Origin of the sequence: Rhodococcus sp. 3258 (assembly GCF_031456475.1) — a bacterium.
In the GTDB taxonomy this organism is placed as follows: Bacteria; Actinomycetota; Actinomycetes; order Mycobacteriales; family Mycobacteriaceae; genus Rhodococcoides; species Rhodococcoides fascians.
The window spans coordinates 62,070-81,766 of the sequence record NZ_JAVDUT010000005.1 but is presented as its reverse complement, the minus strand read 5'-3'; the positions used below and the strand labels follow the sequence as shown (position 1 = coordinate 81,766).

Here is a 19,697-nt window from a genome sequence, read left to right as displayed (position 1 = left end):
CGTAGCCCACTACGATTTTCCACTCACGTGCGGCGCCAGCCGCCTAACTGCTGTAGAGCCGGTAGTACGCACCCTTGGCCTCGAGCAATTCCTCGTGATTGCCCTGCTCGACGATGCTGCCGTTTTCCATCACGACGATGGTGTCGGCGTCACGGATGGTCGAGAGACGATGCGCGATAACAAAACTGGTGCGGTCGTTGCGCAGCGCTGCTGTCGCCTTCTGCACCAGCAGTTCGGTGCGAGTGTCCACCGAGCTGGTGGCCTCGTCGAGGATCAGGATCAGCGGCTTGGCCAGGAAGGCACGGGCGATGGTGATGAGCTGCTTCTCACCGGCGCTGACGTTGTTGCCCTCCTCGTCGATGATCGTGTCGTATCCGTCGGGCAGCGAATGCACGAACTTGTCGACGTAGCTCACCCGAGCTGCCTCGAGGATCTCTTCCTCACTGGCGGTCGGGTCACCGTAGGCGATGTTGTCGCGGATGGTGCCGCCGAACAACCACGTGTCCTGCAACACCATGCCGGTTCGTGAACGCAACTCGTCGCGCGTCATCTTGCGAGTGTCGACGCCATCGAGTGTGATTCGGCCGGAATCGATCTCATAGAACCGCATGATCAGGTTGACCAGTGTGGTTTTGCCGGCACCGGTCGGTCCGACGATCGCCACCAGATGTCCCGGATCCGCTGTGAGCGACAGGTTCTGGATGAGCGGCTGCTCCGGCGAATAACTGAACGAGACGTCGTCGAACACGACGCGGCCGCGGCGCTCCGTGGGGCTGGACGCAGGCACGACGTCGGGGTCTTCCTCGTCGGCGTCGAGCACCTCGAAGATGCGTTCGGCGGACGCGACTCCGGACTGAATCAGATTGATCATCGCGCCGACCTGCGACAGCGGCTGAGTGAACTGCCGCGAATACTGAATGAATGCCTGCACTTCGCCCAGGCTCAATGTTCCCGACGCCACGCGAAGGCCGCCCACAACGGCGACGACGACGTAGTTGATGTTTCCGAGGAACATGATGATCGGCATGATCAGACCGGAGATGAATTGCGCTCGGAAGCCTGCTTGGAAGAGCTTCTCGTTGCGGTCACCGAACTCGCGTTCCACCTCCGCCTGGCGACCGAACGCCTTGACGATCTCGTGGCCGGTGTAGGTCTCTTCGATCTGCGCGTTGAGCTTGCCGGTGTGCTTCCACTGCGCCACGAAGTGCGGCTGCGACCTCTTGGCGATCAGCGCGGTCACCAGGAACGAGGCCGGGATAGTCAGCAGCGCAACCAGAGCGAGCAACGGCGAGATCCAGATCATCACGCCGAGGATGCCGAGCACGGTCAGGATGCCGGTGATGAGCTGGCTCAGTGTCTGCTGCAGGCTGGTCGAGACGTTGTCGATGTCGTTGGTGACGCGGCTGAGCGTCTCGCCTCGGGCATTGTTGTCGAAGTACTGCAGCGGCAGGCGATGCACCTTGGCCTCGACGCTGCCGCGCAGCAACAGAATTCGACGCTGCAGCGCGATGTTGAGGATGTAGCCCTGAGCCCATGCCAGCAGTGCAGACACTACGTACAGCGCGAGAACCCAGAGCAACACCGTTCCGACGGCACCGAAATCGATTCCCGCACCGGGCGTCACGTCCATGCCCGAGACGAGGTCGGCGACGGTGTCGTTACCGGCGGCCCGAAGGCCGTCGACCGCTTGTTCTTTCGTCTGCCCCGGTTCGAGATCTCCGCCGACGACTCCGTTGAAGATGAGGTTGGTGGCATGCCCGAGGACGGTCGGCGCAGCGACGCTGAGGACGACGCTGACGATTCCCAGCACGAGCATGAGGCTCAGCAGAAATCGTTCCGGCGCGAGCAGACCGATGACGCGTTTGAACGAGCCCTTGAAGTTCTTGGCTTTCGTGGCCGGCAGTGCCTTCGCGACGCGGCCGCCCTTCTTCTTCTCCAAAGAGGGCTTGGCTGCGGAATCCTTGGTGGTGTCGGTGTCGGTCACAGTGCACCTGCAACTTGCCGCTGCGAGTCGACGATCTCGGCATAGGTGGGGCAGGTGGCCATCAGTTGCTCGTGGTTACCCACGCCCACCGGCTTTCCGTCGTCGAGCACGAGTATCTGGTCGGCGTCGACGATGGTCGACACCCGTTGAGCCACAACGATCATGCATGCATCTCGCGTCACCGGCCGCAGCGCCGCACGCAGTTTCGCGTCGGTGGTGAGGTCGAGAGCGGAGAAGGAATCGTCGAACAGGTAGATCTTGGGCTTGCGTACCAGCGCCCGGGCAATGGCCAGTCGTTGACGCTGTCCTCCCGACACGGTGGTGCCGCCCTGCGCGACGGCAGTATCCAGGCCGTCGGGCATCGCGCGCACGAAGTCGGCTCCCTGGGCGATCTCGAGCGCCTCCCACAGTTCCGCGTCGGTGGCGTCGGCCTTGCCGTACCGCAGATTGCTGGCGATGGTGCCGGAGAACAGGTACGGCTTCTGCGGCACGAATCCGATCTCCGATCGCAGCAGGTCCAGATCGAGTTCGCGAATGTCGACACCGCCGACCCGCACCTGACCGCCGGTGACGTCCATCAGCCGTGGAATCAGATTGACGAGAGTCGATTTACCCGATCCGGTGCCGCCGATGATGGCGGTGACCTTGCCTGCTTCGGCAGTCAGATTCACCCCGCACAGCACCGGGTATTCGGCTCCGGGATAGGAGAATTCGGCCCCGACGAGCTCGACCGTGCCCGGTGAGGACACGAACGTCCGGGGATTCTCGGGCAGCACCACCGAGGATTCGGTGGCCAGAACCTCGCTGATGCGATCGGCGCACACCGATGCGCGCGGCACCATCATCGCGATGAACGACGCCATCATCACCGACATCAGGATGAGCATGATGTAGCTCAGAAGCGCAGTGAGCGAACCGATCTGCATCGTGCCGTTGTCGATGGCGTGACCGCCGAACCAGATGACGGCGACACTGGTGACGTTGCTGATGAGCATGACGGTCGGAAACATCAGGGCCATCAGCCGGCCGACCTTGAGTGCCGTCTCGGTCAACGAGGTGTTCGCTGCGCCGAAACGGTCGACCTCGAACTGTTCGCGAACGAACGCCCGCACGACGCGAATACCGGTGATCTGTTCGCGTAGTACGCGATTGACCGCGTCGATGCGCTTCTGCATGGAGCGGAAGGCCGGCACCATACGAACGATGATCAGGCCCATCGCGAGCGCGAGGCCGGGCACTGCGATGAGCAGGATCCACGACAGGCCGATGTCCTCACGTAGTGACATCACGATGCCGCCGATGCACATGATGGGAGCCATCACCACGATGGTGAATCCCATGATGATCACCAACTGCACCTGCTGCACGTCGTTCGTGTTGCGGGTGATCAGTGACGGAGCACCGAATTTTCCGACCTCGCGGGCGGAGAACGTGCCGACGCGTTCGAGGATTGCTCCGCGAAGGTCGCGTCCGACACTCATGGCCGTGCGTGCACCGAGGAACACCGCTGCGGCAGAGCTGATGATCTGTACTGCCGAGATCAACAGCATGACGCCGCCGGCGGACAGGATGTAGCCGGTGTCGCCGACGGTCACACCGTTGTCGATGATGTCCGCGTTGAGACTCGGGAGGAACAACGCGGCGAGGGTGGCGATCAGCTGCAGCAGCACCAAGCAGAGAATCGGCAGCTTGTACGGGGCGAGAAACCTACGCAGAAGGGGGATCAGCATGATGACCGAAGATTACTCGTACACATGGATAACAGTCTCTCCGTTTCGAGTATTACGAGCAATCTTCGGCCTCTCAGCTGCGACGCGAGTACTACGCGCGCTTCTCCGGGGCCGTCTTCAGCTTGGCCCCTTCGATGTCGACGTTGGGCAGGATCTTGTCCAGCCACTTCGGCAACCACCAGGCTTTGTCGCCCAGTAGCGCCATCACCGACGGAATCAGCACCATACGGACGACGAACGCGTCGAAGAAGACGGCGGCGGCCAATGCGAAGCCGATGGACTTGATGAACGAGTCCGGCTCGGCGATGAAGGCGGCAAACACCGAGATCATGATGACCGCTGCCGAGGTGACCACGCGTGCGCCGTACTTGAAGCCGTTGACGACGGCGTCCTTGGCGGCCGCGCCGTGGACGAACTCCTCACGCATGCGCGAGACGAGGAACACCTGGTAGTCCATCGCGAGGCCGAACACCACACCGATGAGGAAGATCGGCATGAAGCTGACGATCGGCTGCGGGTTGGAAATGATGCCGAGCCCGCCCTCTTGGAAGATGAACACCGTCGCGCCGAAGGTGGCGAGCACGCTGAGCAGGAACCCGACAGTTGCCGTCAGCGGCACCAGAATCGAGCGGAACACCAGCATCAGCAGCACGAACGCCAGTCCGACGACCACGGCCAGGTACGGAATCAGCGCGCTCTGCAGCCGCTCCGAGATGTCGATCCCGATCGCGGTTTCGCCCGTCACTCCGTAGGAGACGCCCGAGCTCTCCTGCAATCCGCTCTCGGCATCGCGCAGGTTGGTCACGAGCGCCTTCGTCTGGTCACTGTTGGGTGTGCTCGACGGGGTGACGAGTATCTGCGCGGTGTCACCCGCCGGATTGACGGCGACGATCTGCGCATTCGTCACGTCGGATTGTGCGGTGATCGTCTCGATGACCTTGCCGAAGGACGCGGTGCGGTCGGCCTCGGCGACGTCGGACGCGTCGGCGATGACGAGCAGCGGGCCGTTACGTCCCGGCCCGAATGCCTCTTCGGTGATGTCGTAGGCCTGACGGGCAGGCGTGGACGGGTCCGAGGTGGCGATCGACGGGAGAGCCAGCGACAACCCGGTGGTCGGGCCCGCGATGACACCGAGCAGCACGATGCCTCCGACGAGGCCGAGAATCGGCTTCTTGACCAGGAACCGTGCCCACCGAAGACCATTGGTGGGGGTTGCGTTCGGGTCCTCCGGGTCGGTGGTGTTGACGAACTTGAGCTTGCCCGCGAAGGCCTTGCCCTTGTAGACGCCCAGCATGGCAGGCAGGAACGTCAGGGCGATGAGTACCGCGATGAACACCGCGAAGCCTGCTGCCAGACCCATCTGCGACAGGAACGGGATGCCGACGACGCGCAGGGCGACGAGGGCGATGAGCACGGTCGCGCCGGCGAACACGACGGCCGATCCGGCGGTACCGACCGCTCGACCGACTGCTTCTTCGCGGTTGTCGGTGAGCGTGAGCTCGTGCCGGTAGCGCGCGAGGATGAACAGCGAGTAGTCGATCGCGACGGCGAGCCCGATCATGATAGCGAGAATCGGGGTGAACGAGGACAGGCTCGCGAACCCGGAGGCCGTCGTGATGGCCAGACTCGAAATACCGATACCGACGATCGCGGTGATCAGCGGCAGGCTGGCAGCGGCGGCCGAGCCGAACATGATGAGAAGCACGATGGCGGCGACGGCAAGACCGACGATCTCCGAACTTCCACCGGGCGACGGGTTCTCCTGGGCGACGGTGCCACCGAGGATGACGGTCAGCCCTGCGTCACGCGCGGGTTGCGCCGCGGCATCGAGATCGCTGCGAATCGCGTCGGTGACATCGGCCAGCTCGACGTTCATCGGAACCGTGACGGTGCCGACGTTGCCGTTGGGGCTCAACGGCGACGTGGCTGCCGCGTCGGCTGCCACCTTGTCGGCCGGCGTACCGGCCTCGGCGGCGGCGTCGGTGTACTGCTGCACGATGGCCTTGTTCGCCTCGACCGGATCGGCAAGCGGCGGAGCGCCTTCCGCCGGCTTGGCCGCATCGACCTTCTCGATCTCGGCGATCGTGGCGTCGATGGCCGAGGTGTACTGCGGGGTATCGAGCGACTGACCGTCGGGTGCCTGGAACACGTACTCGGCGTTGACGGCCTGAAGGGGATCCTCGGCTCCGCCGAATCGTTCCTTCTGCAGATCCAATGCGGCCTGAGCAGGCGTTCCGGGGATGCTGAACGAGTTGACGGTAGGCGCGGACAGCGTGGCTGCGCCCACTCCGGCCAGGATCAGAATGACGAGCCAGAGGCCGAGGACGACCCCCTTGCGGCGGTAGGCGAATCTGCCGATTCGGTACAGATAGGTGGCCACTGTCAGGCTCCTCGGTTGTTATCGGATACGTGCTGGCGAGATTCAGGCTTGGGAGTGGAGCCTGCGGAATGACCCACAGGCTCGGGGATTCCGGCGCGGAGTTGCTGAAATGCGTTCTCCACGAGTGCTTTCGGAGTGTTCTCTCCGCCGGGGTCGTTGATCCACAGGTTCAGTGCGGCGGTCACGGCACCGCCGACTGCCATTTGCAGCAGGTTGGGGTAGAGGTCGGAATCGATATCGGTTCCGGTGCGTTCGGCGATTGCCTCGCCGAGTTTGCGGGTGAGCGAGTGGTGCATTTCGAGCTTGCGTGCCATCAGCGCCGGGTTGGCCTCGATGAGTCGTGCTGCGGCGAATGTGTCGTCGAGGTCGCGGCCGGGGTCGGCGACCAGGTTGACGGCGATGTGCTGCAGCGAATCCCAGATGGGTTCGGCCTCGGGTCTGGCGCGAAGCAGCTCGAACCATTCCAGAGCCGAGGCCTCGATGTTGTGGAGTACCGCTTCTTCCTTGTTGGAGAAGTAGTTGTGGAACGTTCGGGTCGACACTCCGGCTTCGTGTGCGATGGCGTCGGCCGTCACGGCATCGAGTCCGTGCTCTTTTCCCAGACGGACTGCGGCGATGCCGAGGGCGTCGCGGGTGGCTGCCTTCTTCTGATCGCGAAGGCCGGTCGGGGTGGTCACCCTGTCCAACATACGGAAGTTGCACAGCTCGGCAAGTTTGCAGAGCTGTGCAATATTGACGACCGCGCCACATCGGCGTCCGACTGTGACTCAGGTCATCGACGGGACCATGCGGTCGGCTCGCTGATCAGCTCTCCGACAAAATCCGGGAGGTCGTCGTCGACGATGTCGGCCAGCGATACCGATTCGAGAACCGCACGCAGATTGACGCGGACGGCCAGCCACACCCGCGTCAACGGCTCGGCGGGACCGGCATACTGCGCATCCTCGGGCCGTTGCCCGCGCACCGATGCGAGCGGTCCCTCGACGGCACGCATCACGTCCGCGACGGAAATGTTCGACGCCTCCCGCGCGAGCCAGTATCCGCCGTCGGGCCCCCTTCTACTTCGCACCAACTCGGCGCGACGCAGGTCGGAGAGCACCGACTCGAGAAATTTGTGCGGTATCCCTTGCGCGGCGGCCAGCGCCTCGGCCTTGGCGGGTGCTCGGCCGCCGACCGCGGCGAGCTCGACGAGAGTCCGCACCGCGTAGTCCGCTTTCGCCGTGATGTGCACGATTCAATTCCTATCATTTCGATAGGAAATTAGCGACCGGGTACGTACCGATGTTCGACGGCTCTGCGCCCGTCGGGCAACACCCAGTCCGCGGGCGCGGTACCGGTCCTGATCCAACCCGACTTCTCGTAGAACGCGATCGCCGCAGCCGAGCCCTGTTCCACGTGCAGTTCGATAGCAACCGACCGTTCCACCGCATACGCCACTGCGGCGTCCAACAAGGCCGCGGCTGCGCCTGTGCCCCGGCACTCGGGACGGACGAACAATCGCGAGACCACCAGCCCGTTGTCGACCAGGTCGAGTGCCAGGTGGCCGACGATCCGGTCATTCGACTCCGCTACCCATGCGGCGACCTGCGTTGCCGAGCGCAACCAGGCGGCCGGATCCTCGGGCCACAGTGCGGGATACCCGTCTGCCTCGTGCACCGTCGCCAGCGCGGTCACACAGAACGCCATATCCCCGGAACGGCGGCTACGAATTTTCACGCGTCGAGACTACGATCACCATACTGTCGTTACACTTCGAACAGCAGTGTCACGCACGGAAGGCCGTACACATGAGGGACCAACTCGCATCGGCGTGGAACTCGCTACCCGAACCGCTGCGGGATCCGGTTGCCCTGGCCGTCCCCGCGTTCGCGCTACTGCTGGCGATCGAGTGGATCGCGGCGAAGAAACTCGAAGACAGAACCCCCGGCGCGTATTCGGCCCGGGACGCACGGGCGAGCCTGAGCATGGGTTTGGTTTCGATCGCAACCACGACTGCGTGGAAAGCGCTGGCCCTGATCGGCTACACGGCCATCTACGTCTACATCGCGCCGTGGCATCTACCCGCCGATGCCTGGTACACGTGGGTCATCCTGATCCTGGGCGTCGATCTGCTGTTCTACGGCTACCACCGCATCGCACACCGAACCCGACTGATCTGGGCGACCCATCAGGCTCACCATTCGAGCGAGTACTTCAACTTCGCCGCGGCGCTGCGGCAGAAGTGGAACAACAGCGGCGAGATCATCATGTGGCTGCCGCTGCCGCTGCTGGGGATGCCACCGTGGATGGTGTTCGTGGGCTTCTCGATCAATCTCGTCTACCAGTTCTGGGTACACACCGAGCGGATCGACAAGTTGCCGCGACCGTTCGAGTTCGTCTTCAACACGCCTTCTCACCACCGCGTTCATCACGGTCGCGATCCGCAGTACCTCGACAAGAACTACGGCGGCATCCTCATCGTCTGGGACCGCCTGTTCGGCAGCTACGCCGACGAAGTGCAGCGACCGAATTACGGACTGACCAAACCCGTCGACACGTTCAACATCTGGACGCTCCAAACACACGAATACCGCAACATCGCACGAGATGTCGCGGCATCGAGGTCATGGAGGGAACGCGTCGGATACGTCGTCGGACCGCCAGGATGGACACCGGCGGCCCCACGAGAACGGGCTACTGCCGACTCAGATTGATCAGGAAGTCGACGGTTCCCGAGCCCTCGACGGTCACGAAACCGAGCGACGGCGGCTCGATGCCGTAGTCCGACCACGTCGTCGGAATTGCGCCCGACGCGATCAGCGTGTCACCGGACTGCAGCACCTCCATCTCGACCGACACCGGACGCGTCTGATCCTTGAGCGTCAATGTCCCTTCCGCCGTGACGGTTTGGGTGGTTCCGTCCTTGGGCAACGACGAGAGGTCGACGGGCTGGTCGATGGTGAACGTCGCCGTCGGATATGTCGCGGTGTCGAAGATGTTGCCGCGGAACTGACCGTCTCGACGGTCACTGTCGGTGGTGATCGAATTGGTCTGCACCACAACCTCACCGGCGGTCAACGAATTATCCGCCACGGTCACCGAGCCGCTGACCTCGGGCGTCGACCCGACGACGGTCACGTCGGATCCGTTGAGCACCTCGTCGACGGTGTAGCCGGCCGCGGTCTTGTTCGACGTATCGCCTGCCGTCACCGTCCAGGTGCCGTTCAGATCGTCGGTGGTGGCGGCCTGCGCACCGGAGGTGTCGACGGTCGCCGCCGGAGCGTCGTCCTCCTGGAAGGACGCGTAGATCTTGGGGCCGAAATACAGCCCGAGGGCCACGAGCACTACGACAACGACGCCGACTGTCCACCATTTCTTGGTCATGACCGACGATGATAGTTGCAGCTTCAAGCCCATGGGGAGTGAGCGACCTGGCAACTCCCTGAGAATTTTGTCCGATTACCCCGTGCGCAGGTGTCGGTGGTGCCAGGCACAATGGAACCCATGGATCCGGTGGAGGCACTTCGTGAGATCGGCTTCTGGCTCGAGCGTTCGCGCTCGGACACCCATCGCGTCAAGGCCTACCGCCGAGCCGCGGATGTCGTCGAATCACTCTCTCCTGCACAGCGATCCGAGCACGAGAAGGCGGACAGCTGGTCGTCGTTGGCCGGAATCGGTGCCAAGACCTCGCTGATCATCCGGCAGGCGCTGACCCAGGACGTTCCGGACTACCTGGCCGAACAACGCGATGCCGCAGAACCCATCGGCAACAACGCCCTACGAGCCGCACTCAAAGGCGACCTGCACACCCACTCCAATTGGTCCGACGGCGGCAGCCCCATCGACGAGATGATGCGCACCGCCAAGAACCTCGGGCACGAGTACTGCGCGCTGACCGATCATTCACCGCGGCTCAAGGTCGCCAACGGACTCAGCGCCGAGCGTCTGCGAAAACAACTCGACATCATCGCCGAGCTCAACGAGCAACTCGCGCCGTTCCGCATCCTCACCGGAATCGAAGTGGACATCCTCGACGACGGTTCGCTGGATCAAGACGAGGGATTGCTCGCCGAACTGGACGTGGTGGTGGCCAGCGTGCACTCGAACCTGCGGGCAGATTCTGTGGCGATGACGAAACGCATGGTCACCGCCATCGCCAACCCGCACGTCGACGTACTCGGTCACTGCACCGGCCGACTGGTCGAGGGCGGCCGGGGAAAGCGGCCCGAGTCGACGTTCGACGCCCCGGTGGTGTTCGAGGGATGCCGACAGTTCGGCACCGCAGTGGAGATCAACGCCAGGCCCGAACGCCAGGACCCGCCCGAGCGCCTGATCGACATCGCCCTCGAACGCGACTGCCTCTTCTCCATCGATACCGACGCACACGCACCGGGCCAGCTCGACTGGCAGGGCTACGGCTGTGTCCGCGCCGAAGCCCAAGGCGTTCCCGCCGATCGCGTCATCAACACCTGGTCGCTGTCCGAGCTGCTCGATTGGACGGCTCAGGGCACGTGAATCGTCGCCACTTCCTGTCCGGCCTGCTCGCGGTCACGCTGGTCGGCTGCAGTTCCACGGACACCGAATCCTCACCGAGCACAGCAGAGACGTATTCGGCTGCACTGCAACCCGTTTCGGGACCGACCGGAGATCCGATCCGGCTGAAGTACGGGTACCAACCCGACAACATCGGAGACCTGTATCTCCCTGCCAACACTGCGACGTCACTGCCTGTGGTGGTGATGATCCACGGCGGTGGATGGCAGGAGAACCTCGATCTGTCGTACTTCCAGCAGATGTCCAAGGCCATCGCAGACCAAGGCATCGCCGTGTGGAACGTCGAGTATCGGCGCGGTCCGAACAATTGGGCCAACACCCTCACCGACGTCGACGACGCCACCGAGGCACTGGCAACCGTCGTCCAGAACGCCGCCGACGGTCGACTCGACCTCGATCGAGTGCATGTCGCCGGACATTCGGCCGGAGGACAACTGGCCGCGTGGGTCGCTGCGCGTCATCTGATGCCGATCGACGCACCGGGTGCGGACCCCAGAATCCGGCCGCGCAGTGCCACCATCATGGCCGGGGTGTTCGACATGAAACGGGCGGCGAACATCGGCAACGACAAGTTCGTACCCGCATTCCTCGGCGGCATGCCCAGCGACGTTCCCGGTCGATACAAGATCGCCTCCCCCATCGAATACCTCCCGCTCGACGTCCCGTTGACCGCGCTGCATGGTGATGCGGACCAGACCGTGTCGGTGAACCAGAGCCGCGTGTACGTCGACGCCGCCACCCGCGCAGGGAGCACGGACCCCGAGCTGGTCGTACTGCCCGGAGCCGGACACGGAGCGTTCCTGGACCCCAAGCACATCGCATGGTCCACCGCACTGAGCACCATCACCGGGCGCGCGCAGACACTGCTCTGAGCCGCAGGTGGTACACAGTGGCGATGAAACGAAAGATCGCGACCGGATTGCTCGGGCTGATCGTGGCCACCTCTGTAGCCGGATGCGGCGACGACGCGTCGACCGAGAACGCGTCGACCACGTCCGTTCAGGCCACGTCAGCTCCGGCCATGTCGGCCACGACGACGCAGGCGACGACCTCCACAGCTGCCACGCCGACGGCCGATGCACCCGCTGACATCCCGGCTCCCGAGGCCCCGCCCGCCGCTGATCCAGCCGACCCCGCGGTGACCGGTGGAACTGGAGGCGTCACCGGCGACGATCTCTACCGACAGACCTGCACTCAGTTTCTCCCGTCCATCGATGCACTGGAGCAAACCGGAATCTCGGATCGCGCAAAATCCGTCGAGGGTCTGCGCAGCGAAATGACCACCGCGCCGAGTTGGTCCACGGTGCCCGAGGCCGATCAAGGCGAAATTCTGCGGGGACTCGACGCCGCGGGCGCGGGGCAATGCTGAGCGTCTGAGCCCTGGGGATTCGATGCCCGGGCCCTGGTGATCCCGCCCGAGCCCTGCTGATCTTGGGCCCTGGTAATCCCGCAAACGCGCGCGCGTTTGCTACATGCGCGCGAAGTAGACCCCGAATCGGTGGCAAATTCGCTCGCGTCTGACGAATGCGCGCGCGTTTGCCGCGTAACACCCGCCCGGTGATCCCGTCCGGGCCCTGGGGGTTCGATGCCCGGGCCCTGGTGATCCCGCAAACGCGCGCGCGTTTGCTAGGTGCGCGCGAAATAGACCCCGAATCGATGGCAAATTCGCTCGCGTCTGACAAATGCGCGCGCGTTTGCCGAGCAACAACCAGCCACCACCCCGCGCACAAAAAACTCCCCACCCGACGGATCGGGTGGGGAGTCTTGGCGGTGGCGGAGGGATTTGAACCCTCGGAGGGGGTGAACCCTCACACGCTTTCGAGGCGTGCTCCTTAGGCCGCTCGGACACGCCACCGCAGAAGACTGTACCGGAATGAGCGCCTGAGGCTAAATCGCCTGCTCAGAGCGCAAAGTTACTTACCGGTGAGCTTGTCCTTGATGTTCGAGGCCGCGTCTTTGACCTTCTCGGCACCGTCTTTGAATGCGGCGGAGGTCTGATCGCCCTTGCCCTCTGCTTCGAGGTCCCTGTCTCCGGTTGCCGAACCTGCGGCTTCTTTTGCCTTGCCGCCGAGGTCTTCGGTCTTGTTCGAGATCTTGTCGTCGAGTCCCATGAGTGTCTCCTTCGCAAGTTCGGAGCGCAGCGTTGCGCCCTGCCCTCCACCCTCCCCAATGTTGGACATTCCGGCCACCCCGTGACGAGATCGTTATCTCTGGCGGGCGAAGAACTGGGTCAGCACTTCGGCGCATTCGGCTTCCAACACTCCCCCGCGCACCTGTGGGCGGTGGGTGAGTCGACGGTCTCGGACGACGTCCCACAGCGAGCCGACGGCCCCGGTTTTCGGTTCCCAGGCTCCGAACACCACGGTGCCGACGCGGGCCGCAACGAGGGCACCGGCGCACATCGTGCAGGGTTCCAAAGTGACTGCAAGAGTGCAGTTTTCGAGTCGCCAGCCGTCTCCGTGGACGGCGGCTGCTCGACGCAATGCGAGCACTTCGGCGTGGGCAGTGGGGTCGCCCGACGCCTCCCGCGCATTGCAGGCTCGCGCGATCTCACGTCCCGACGCGTCGTACACGACGGCTCCGACGGGGACGTCGGCGTCCGATGCCTCGGCTGCGGCCGACAGCGCTGCGCGGATCATGTCCGCGTCGGGCAGCGGCATCGGTTACCGCCGGAGCTTGTTCACCGCTGCGGCGAATTCGTCCTCGAAGCCCAGGCGCTCGGCGATGGATTGCAGTTGTTCGTCCGGGTAGTCGTCGGTCTCGGCGACGATGATGCCCAGGACTGCCTCGGGCAGGCCCAGGTCGGCGAGGAGAGCGAGGTCGCCTTCCTCGTAGGGTTCGATGTCGTCGAGTTCGTCGGGGTCGACGTCGGGGATCTCGATGTTGAGTGCGTCGAGGACGTCGGCGGCGATTTCGTAGTCGACGGCGGCGACCGCGTCGGACAGCAGTAGGCGGGTGCCGTTGGGTGCGGGACGCAGGACGACGAAGAATTCCTCGTCCACGTCGAGCAGTCCGAACACCGCTCCCGAGCTGCGTAGTTCACGCAATTCGGTCTCTGCTGCCGACAGGCTGGTCAGTGCGTCGTCGGACAGTGGCGTCACGGTCCACTTGCCGTCCTCTCGGACAACTGCAACGCCGAATCCTTCGAGGTCGTCGTACTCCGATGCGGAGGCACGGTTGTTGTTCGCGCGCTGTGCGGCCATGTGCGCAACGGTAGTCCGGTAGGTGCCGGTATTCGAAGTCCACCTCCCTTGGAAGTCACCCACCTGTGCCAATCTGATCGGGTGACTTCTTCTTCGGTGTGCGTTCTCGGTCTGGGACTGATCGGTGGGTCGATTCTGCGGGCGACGCATGACGCCGGTCGCCGGGTGTGGGGCTGGAACCGATCGGCCGACGCGATCGCCGGGGCTGCGGACGATGGCTACGACGTCGGCACCGATCTGACAGCCGCTCTGACCAGGGCTGCAGACGAGGATGCGCTCATCGTCATCGCCGTTCCGATGCCTGCCGTCGACTCCGTTCTGCAGGCCATCGCCGAGCACGCACCCGCCGCCCCGATCACCGACGTGGTGAGCGTCAAGGCCGAGGTTGCCGCGGCCGTCGCTGCTCGCGGACTACAGGCCCGCTATGTCGGCGGCCATCCGATGGCGGGTACCAACCACTCGGGCTGGTCGGCGACGGACCCGGCACTGTTCGCCGACGCGGTCTGGGTGGTGTCCACGGATCCCGGGGTCGACGCGCACGTGTGGGTCCGGGTGGCCCAGCTGGCCCTGGACTGCGGTTCGGTGGTCGTTCCGGCCGGCAGCGTCGAGCACGACAGTGCCGTCGCCCGCATCTCGCACCTACCGCATCTGCTGGCCGAGGCGTTGGCGATCGTGGGGGCCGCGGGCGGGCCGTTGGCGCTCGGGCTCGCCGCGGGGTCGTTTCGCGACGGCACCCGGGTGGCGTCCTCGGCCCCCAATCTCGTCCGTGCGATGACCGAGGGCAACGCGACCGCGCTACGAACCGCGCTCGACGAGGCGCTGCATACGCTCACCACAGCGCGCGAAAAATTGAACGAGAACTCGACCGAAACGCTGGTCGACGCCGGACACGCAGCGCGACTGCAGTACGAGCAGCATCAGCGATTCGACATCACCGACGTCACCCCGGGCGAGCCGGGGTGGCGAGAGAACCTGCAGGACGCGGGGCGACGCGGTGGCGTCGTGCGTCAGATCCGCTCGGCGAGTCCCGGGTAGTCGACGACGAAGCCGTCGGCGTCGACCGTCACCGACGATGTCGAGACCGGCGAGATGACGTGGATGCCGTGCGCGCCGCTGCTGTAGGTCAGCGTCGCTTCCTGGATGCTCAGATCGAGGAGGTTGACGTAGACCGTCGGCACCTCGAGGTCCTGGACCTGGGTGTGCAGACCGAATCGTCGGATCGGCAGGGTGTTGAAGAACGGGCTGAGCACCATGTCGACGTCGAGGGCACCGCTGTAGGTCGAGCGCTGGTGGTTGGCGGAGTTCTCCACCATCCAGTAGCCCTCGTCGTCGCGGCTGACCGAGGCCTGCCGGTCGCCCGACGCGAGCGAAGTGCGCACCGAGAGCCTCTTGGTGACGCCGTATTCGTCGGTCACCAGGTCGTACGACGCACTGAACGCGGGATGATCACTGCAGGCGGCACCGATGATGCGTCCGGCAGCTTTGATGCGGTTGCCGGAAAGCTGGACGCGCACGGACTCCATGCGGGGAACGTCGTGCGCTCGCCACGTCAGGATCGAGGGCCAGGATTTCGCGTCGGTGGTGGCGGTTGCGGGAACGGAGACGTGCTCTGCACCCGATGCTTGAGTGATCACAGGTCCTACGGTATGCGACAGGGCCCCCCGTAGAACAAGCGGACGCGACTTTTCTTTGCACCGACCCGGCCGTTCATGCTGCGCTCGACCCCGGCCGACCCCCGTCGACGTCGACTTCTGGCCCGCTACCGTGTGCGACGCCTTACAGCGGCAGGCCCTGTCGATTTCGCTCACGATTACTAAGGTGATGGCCGTGACGACAGGGAACCCAGGCGGCGGCCAGTTCGATTTCGCGCATTCCGAGCAGGCCGCGAAGAGCCGACAGGACAAGGCGACCGCTCTGGCGCGCTACGTCTGGGAGCGCGGCATCAGCGGCGCGGAACTGCTCGATCTTCCCGACGCCACCCGTCGAAAACTGGCCCGCGCAGCGGACCTGCATCCACCGAGCACGATGGAAACGTGGACCATCGTGGCCGAGTTGCTCGACCGCAAATCCGCCTGGGCGGCCGAGCACCCGGGTCACGACGGGGCGACGCCCCAGCACGCCGACGAGAAGATCATGTGGGTCAAGCCGCCGATCACCCCCTGGACCTAGACGAGCGAGTCCTCCCACGCCTCGTGCAGGTGCGCGAAGCGGCCCTCTCCCGCAATGAGGTCCGCCGGGGCGCCGTCCTCGACGATGTTCCCGTCCGCCATGACGAGGACGCGGTCCGCGATGGCCACCGTCGACAAGCGGTGCGCGATGATCAACGCCGTCCGGCCCTGCAGAATCGTTTCGAGTGCGCGCTGCACCAACCGCTCGCTCGGGATGTCGAGACTCGACGTCGCCTCGTCGAGCACGATCACCGACGGCGCAGCGAGGAACACCCTCGCAAAGGCCACCAATTGCCTTTGGCCCGAGGACAATCGGCCTCCGCGCTTACGCACGTCGGTATCGATCCCTTCGGGGAGCGAGGCGATGAACTCGGTCAGTCCGACGGCCTCGGCGGCAGCGCGGACCTCGGCGTCCGTCGCGTCGGGACGTCCGAGGCGGATGTTGTCGGCCACCGAGCCGGAGAACAGGAACGATTCCTGTGTCACCATGACGACGTTGCGGCGCAGGTCCTCGTCGGAGATGTCGCGCATGTCGATGCCGTCGAGTCGCACGGATCCGGCGGTCGGATCGTAGAAGCGCGCCAACAGCTTTGCCAACGTCGACTTTCCGGCTCCGGTCGCACCGACCATGGCAACCACCTGACCCGCCGGCACGTGCAGCGAGAACTCGGGCAGCACGACGCGCTCGGTGCCGTAGGAAAAGTGCACGTCGTCGAACGTGATGTCTCCCTTCACCGTTCCGATCGACACCGGGTTCTTCGGGGCAACCACCGACGGCTCTTCCTCGAGTACGCCGGAGATCTTCTCCAGCGCAGCCGCGGCCGACTGGTAGGCATTGAACACCATCGCCAGCTCGTCGAGTGGGCCGTAGAACCGGCGAAGGTACAGCACGTACGCGGCGAGCACGCCGACGTCCATGTGCCCGTTGATCACTCGCCAGCTACCGAACACCAGGATGATCGCCAGAGTGACGTTGCCGATCCACCGAACAATTCCGGTGTAGCTCGCCATGCCGCGCAAGGCCGCGGTGGTGGCGTCTCGGTACTCCGAGTCCTCGGTCTCGAGGATCGCGTCGTTGCGACCTTCACGCCGAAAGACCTGTACGGCACGGATTCCGCCCATCGACTCCACGAAATGAACCACCACACGCGCGATCGCGACCCGTGTTCGACGGTATCCCTGGCGTTGGCGTCGTTGTGACCACCGGGTGACGAGCACCAGCGGTACGAAGCCGGCGAGCACGATCATCGCCATCGGAACATCGAGATACACGAGAATGACGGCAATCGAGACCATCGACAGGATGGCCGTCAACGCGTCGTTGAGCGCACTTTCGAGCAGTGTCTGCAACGACTCCACGTCACTGGTCAACCGCGAGATCAACCGTCCCGACGTGTATTTCTCGTGGAACGACAGACTGAGTTTCTGCGCGTGGTCGAACACGCGTCCACGAAGGTCGTAGAGAATGTTCTGACTGAGTCGGCCCGAGACGGTGAGAAACGCGTAGGTGGTGAACATTCCGAGCAGGCCGAAGCCGGTGTATCCGCCCACGGCCCACAGCAGCGGACCCCAATCACCTTGTCCGGCAGCACCGACGCCGTTGTCGAGGGCGTAGGCGACGAACAGCGGTCCGGCCACATAGGTGATGTTGTCGATCAGGATGATGACGAAAGACAGCAGGGCCTGCTTCTTGTACGGGCGCACCAGCGAGGCGAGCAACCGCCGAGAACGCCCGGCCAACACCAGGTTTCCGGTGGCGTCGACCTCCGAGTCCTCGCCGCCCACTCCCCGCCAATCTGCGGTTGCGGTCTGCTCAGCCATGGATCGACCCCATCACGTCGCGGTACCGCGGCGACGACGCCAGCAGTCCCTCGTGCGTTCCCTGCTCCACAATTCTTCCGTTCTCCAGATACAGCACCCGGTCGGCCAACGCCGCCGTCGACGGCCGGTGTGCCACCAGCAACGTCGTCGAATGGGCCAGCACGCGCCGCAATTCCTTCTGCACCTTCGCTTCGGTGTCCACGTCGAGTGCCGAGAGCGGGTCGTCGAGCACCAGCACCCGGGGCTTGCCCAGCACTGCACGGGCCAGTGCGAGTCGCTGCCGCTGCCCGCCCGACAAACTCATGCCCTGCTCACCGATGCGCGTGGCCAGGCCCCACGGCAGCCGGTCGACGAATTCCGTTGCGTGAGCAATCTCCAACGCCTCGGTGATCTCGGCATCGGACGCGCCAGGAGAGCCGAGCGCGATGTTCTCCCGCGCACTGGCCGAGAACAGCACCGGGTCCTCGAACGCTACCGACACGATCGAGCGCAGATCGGCCAGCCGCATCGACGCCACGTCGATACCGTCGATCGAAATGGTGCCCTCGGTAGCGTCGAACAAACGAGGAACGAGGTTCGTCAGTGCCGTCTTTCCGCTGCCGGTGTTGCCGACGAGCGCAACGGTCTCCCCCGGCTCGACGACGAAACTGACATCGGTGAGCAGCGGCGAGGACGCGTCCGGAAAGGTGAATCCGACGCGGTCGAACTGCACTCGGCCACGGATCGTGTCGGGCAATTCGACGGGGTTGTCCGGATCCGTCACGGTCTCCGGGGTGTCGATGATCTCCCAGTAACGATCCGCCGCAGTCCGCGCATTGTTCAACTCCGCCAGCAGGTATCCGAAGGATTCGATCGGCCACAGCAGGAACGTGACGATGGCGATGGCAGCGACGAGCGTGCCGACCGTCATCGTGCCCTGCACGATCGAGTAGGTTCCCACGGCCAGAATCGCGCCGATGGTGATCGGCTGCAGTCCGACGATCACCGCCCAGATGATCGCGAGATAGCGCACCTTCTTCAGCTCGGTGCCGCGAAGAGTGTAGGCCTGACGCAGAAACTGCTTGCCCAGGTGCGCACTTCGCCCGAACGCCTTCAGAACACGGATGCCCTGAATGGACTCCTCGACCGTTGTCGTCACATCACCTGCTTGGTCCTGAGCATCACGCGCGACGACGCGGTACAGCGTCTCGAACCTGGTGCAGGCGATCACCAGCGGAACCGATGTCACCAGCATGATCAGACCCAATTGCCATGCCTGAACGAGCAATACACCGATACCCACGACGAGCGTGACGGCGTTGATGATGATGAACGGGCCGATGAACGCCATGAACCGGCGCAGCGACCCGAGATCGGCGATGGCACGGGAGAGCAGCTGACCCGATTCCCAACTCTCGTGTGCCGCGACCGACAGCCGTTGCAGCTTGTCGAATACCGTTGCCCGAGCACTGATCTCGAACTGACTGGAGGGGCGGGACACCAAGTATCGCCGCACCCAGATGCCGGCCGCGTCGATGGTGCCGAGCAGCAGGATCAAAGCCGCGGGCCACCACACCGCGGAAAAGTTGCGGTCGGCGATGGGCCCGTCGATGACGCGTTGCATCACCAGCGGAATGACGAGGCCGGTGAGGGTCGCGATGAGCGAGACCACGATGGAGCCGATGTAGAACCACTTGTACGGGGCCAGGAACGGCGCGAAACGCTGCAGCGACGTGGGTGTCCGCGCAGCATTCGGGTTCGACTCAACGACGGTTGGGGCTTCGGGGTCGAGCACACCCGTGGACACGTGTTGTTCTCCTTATTGCGGTGCCCGAATGATTTCATTGCTCAGGCTCAGTTTCCAACCGATTTTCGGCGGCGTGCATTCCAGTGTGGAAC

19 protein-coding genes and 1 tRNA gene are annotated in these 19,697 nt (G+C 64.4%); 6 read left to right on the top strand and 14 right to left on the bottom strand.

Going from position 1 to position 19,697, the window contains the following annotated elements:
* Window positions 1-43: 43 nt before the first annotated feature.
* The 6 genes from J2X62_RS16535 to J2X62_RS16510 all read right to left on the bottom strand — a co-directional run bounded on the left by J2X62_RS16535 (window position 44) and on the right by J2X62_RS16510 (window position 7,810).
* Entirely contained in the window at window positions 44-1,939 is a 1,896-nt protein-coding gene (locus J2X62_RS16535; RefSeq protein WP_032368744.1) for an ABC transporter ATP-binding protein, read from the bottom strand.
* A 41-nt stretch (window positions 1,940-1,980) separates the two neighbouring features.
* A complete protein-coding gene (locus J2X62_RS16530; RefSeq protein WP_310181977.1) occupies window positions 1,981-3,714 on the bottom strand; it encodes an ABC transporter ATP-binding protein in 1,734 nt (577 codons plus the stop codon).
* A 91-nt stretch (window positions 3,715-3,805) separates the two neighbouring features.
* Window positions 3,806-6,094, bottom strand: coding sequence for an MMPL family transporter (locus tag J2X62_RS16525; protein WP_310181975.1), 2,289 nt, complete (start codon window positions 6,092-6,094; stop codon window positions 3,806-3,808).
* 2 nt (window positions 6,095-6,096) lie between these two features.
* Window positions 6,097-6,783: a TetR/AcrR family transcriptional regulator gene (locus tag J2X62_RS16520; RefSeq protein WP_045841463.1), complete on the bottom strand. Its 687-nt coding sequence runs from the start codon at window positions 6,781-6,783 to the stop codon at window positions 6,097-6,099.
* An 83-nt stretch (window positions 6,784-6,866) separates the two neighbouring features.
* A complete protein-coding gene (locus J2X62_RS16515; protein ID WP_027494603.1) occupies window positions 6,867-7,325 on the bottom strand; it encodes an Rrf2 family transcriptional regulator in 459 nt (152 codons plus the stop codon).
* A gap of 29 nt (window positions 7,326-7,354) precedes the next feature.
* A complete protein-coding gene (locus J2X62_RS16510; protein ID WP_230597289.1) occupies window positions 7,355-7,810 on the bottom strand; it encodes a GNAT family N-acetyltransferase in 456 nt (151 codons plus the stop codon).
* Window positions 7,811-7,881: 71 nt separating this feature from the next.
* Here J2X62_RS16510 and J2X62_RS16505 point away from each other — a divergent pair, with 71 nt between their 5' ends.
* Entirely contained in the window at window positions 7,882-8,787 is a 906-nt protein-coding gene (locus J2X62_RS16505; protein ID WP_310181966.1) for a sterol desaturase family protein, read from the top strand.
* Here J2X62_RS16505 and J2X62_RS16500 read toward each other — a convergent pair.
* Window positions 8,768-9,457 carry a YceI family protein gene (locus J2X62_RS16500; protein ID WP_032367805.1) on the bottom strand — a complete coding sequence of 230 codons (690 nt, stop codon included), beginning with the start codon at window positions 9,455-9,457 and terminating at the stop codon, window positions 8,768-8,770. The genes J2X62_RS16505 and J2X62_RS16500 overlap by 20 nt on opposite strands.
* A gap of 120 nt (window positions 9,458-9,577) precedes the next feature.
* Between J2X62_RS16500 and J2X62_RS16495 the strand changes: the two genes are divergently transcribed.
* The 3 genes from J2X62_RS16495 to J2X62_RS16485 are packed head-to-tail and all read left to right on the top strand — an operon-like array spanning window position 9,578 to window position 11,996.
* Complete coding sequence (locus J2X62_RS16495; RefSeq protein WP_032367806.1) at window positions 9,578-10,588, top strand: PHP domain-containing protein; 1,011 nt, start codon at window positions 9,578-9,580, stop codon at window positions 10,586-10,588.
* Window positions 10,585-11,499, top strand: a complete 915-nt coding sequence (locus J2X62_RS16490; protein WP_204878996.1) for a S9 family peptidase — start codon at window positions 10,585-10,587, stop codon at window positions 11,497-11,499. The genes J2X62_RS16495 and J2X62_RS16490 overlap by 4 nt, the downstream gene beginning before the upstream one ends.
* Before the next feature lie 23 nt (window positions 11,500-11,522).
* Window positions 11,523-11,996, top strand: a complete 474-nt coding sequence (locus J2X62_RS16485; RefSeq protein WP_310181957.1) for a hypothetical protein — start codon at window positions 11,523-11,525, stop codon at window positions 11,994-11,996.
* A gap of 396 nt (window positions 11,997-12,392) precedes the next feature.
* Here the strand turns inward: J2X62_RS16485 and J2X62_RS16480 are convergent.
* The 4 genes from J2X62_RS16480 to J2X62_RS16465 form a co-directional block, all read right to left on the bottom strand.
* A tRNA-Ser gene (locus tag J2X62_RS16480) sits at window positions 12,393-12,482 on the bottom strand.
* 58 nt (window positions 12,483-12,540) lie between these two features.
* A complete protein-coding gene (locus tag J2X62_RS16475) occupies window positions 12,541-12,738 on the bottom strand; it encodes a CsbD family protein (protein WP_027494609.1) in 198 nt (65 codons plus the stop codon).
* 93 nt (window positions 12,739-12,831) lie between these two features.
* The gene (locus J2X62_RS16470; protein WP_027494610.1) at window positions 12,832-13,287 is read right to left on the bottom strand and encodes a nucleoside deaminase; all 456 of its coding nucleotides are present in this window, start codon (window positions 13,285-13,287) and stop codon (window positions 12,832-12,834) included.
* Window positions 13,288-13,290: 3 nt separating this feature from the next.
* Window positions 13,291-13,830, bottom strand: a complete 540-nt coding sequence (locus tag J2X62_RS16465) for a tRNA adenosine deaminase-associated protein (RefSeq protein ID WP_032368651.1) — start codon at window positions 13,828-13,830, stop codon at window positions 13,291-13,293.
* A 63-nt stretch (window positions 13,831-13,893) separates the two neighbouring features.
* On the opposite strand from J2X62_RS16465, the gene J2X62_RS16460 reads away from it, so the two are divergent.
* The gene (locus J2X62_RS16460) at window positions 13,894-14,865 is read left to right on the top strand and encodes a prephenate dehydrogenase (protein WP_371832743.1); all 972 of its coding nucleotides are present in this window, start codon (window positions 13,894-13,896) and stop codon (window positions 14,863-14,865) included.
* Here the strand turns inward: J2X62_RS16460 and J2X62_RS16455 are convergent.
* On the bottom strand, window positions 14,838-15,353 hold the full coding sequence (locus J2X62_RS16455; RefSeq protein ID WP_027494613.1) for a putative glycolipid-binding domain-containing protein: 516 nt from the start codon (window positions 15,351-15,353) through the stop codon (window positions 14,838-14,840). The genes J2X62_RS16460 and J2X62_RS16455 overlap by 28 nt on opposite strands.
* A gap of 304 nt (window positions 15,354-15,657) precedes the next feature.
* Between J2X62_RS16455 and J2X62_RS16450 the strand changes: the two genes are divergently transcribed.
* Window positions 15,658-15,999, top strand: a complete 342-nt coding sequence (locus tag J2X62_RS16450) for a hypothetical protein (RefSeq protein ID WP_230595149.1) — start codon at window positions 15,658-15,660, stop codon at window positions 15,997-15,999.
* On the opposite strand, the gene J2X62_RS16445 is transcribed toward J2X62_RS16450, so the two are convergent.
* Entirely contained in the window at window positions 15,996-17,819 is a 1,824-nt protein-coding gene (locus J2X62_RS16445; RefSeq protein ID WP_310181947.1) for an ABC transporter ATP-binding protein, read from the bottom strand. The two genes, J2X62_RS16450 and J2X62_RS16445, sit on opposite strands and share 4 nt — an antisense overlap.
* The gene (locus J2X62_RS16440; protein ID WP_032367810.1) at window positions 17,812-19,605 is read right to left on the bottom strand and encodes an ABC transporter ATP-binding protein; all 1,794 of its coding nucleotides are present in this window, start codon (window positions 19,603-19,605) and stop codon (window positions 17,812-17,814) included. Before J2X62_RS16440 ends, J2X62_RS16445 begins: the two co-directional genes overlap by 8 nt.
* Window positions 19,606-19,697 lie beyond the last annotated feature (92 nt).

Excerpts from the sequence above, each read along its gene's own strand:
- J2X62_RS16505 (WP_310181966.1), top strand. The coding sequence starts at position 7,882 with ATGAGGGACCAACTCGCATCGGCGTGGAACTCGCTACCCGAACCGCTG.
- J2X62_RS16530 (WP_310181977.1), bottom strand. The coding sequence starts at position 3,714 with ATGCTGATCCCCCTTCTGCGTAGGTTTCTCGCCCCGTACAAGCTGCCG.
- J2X62_RS16485 (WP_310181957.1), top strand. The coding sequence starts at position 11,523 with ATGAAACGAAAGATCGCGACCGGATTGCTCGGGCTGATCGTGGCCACC.
- J2X62_RS16475 (WP_027494609.1), bottom strand. The coding sequence starts at position 12,738 with ATGGGACTCGACGACAAGATCTCGAACAAGACCGAAGACCTCGGCGGC.
- J2X62_RS16495 (WP_032367806.1), top strand. The coding sequence starts at position 9,578 with ATGGATCCGGTGGAGGCACTTCGTGAGATCGGCTTCTGGCTCGAGCGT.
- J2X62_RS16470 (WP_027494610.1), bottom strand. The coding sequence starts at position 13,287 with ATGCCGCTGCCCGACGCGGACATGATCCGCGCAGCGCTGTCGGCCGCA.
- J2X62_RS16445 (WP_310181947.1), bottom strand. The coding sequence starts at position 17,819 with ATGGCTGAGCAGACCGCAACCGCAGATTGGCGGGGAGTGGGCGGCGAG.
- J2X62_RS16465 (WP_032368651.1), bottom strand. The coding sequence starts at position 13,830 with ATGGCCGCACAGCGCGCGAACAACAACCGTGCCTCCGCATCGGAGTAC.
- J2X62_RS16455 (WP_027494613.1), bottom strand. The coding sequence starts at position 15,353 with ATGGAGTCCGTGCGCGTCCAGCTTTCCGGCAACCGCATCAAAGCTGCC.
- J2X62_RS16520 (WP_045841463.1), bottom strand. The coding sequence starts at position 6,783 with ATGTTGGACAGGGTGACCACCCCGACCGGCCTTCGCGATCAGAAGAAG.
- J2X62_RS16500 (WP_032367805.1), bottom strand. The coding sequence starts at position 9,457 with ATGACCAAGAAATGGTGGACAGTCGGCGTCGTTGTCGTAGTGCTCGTG.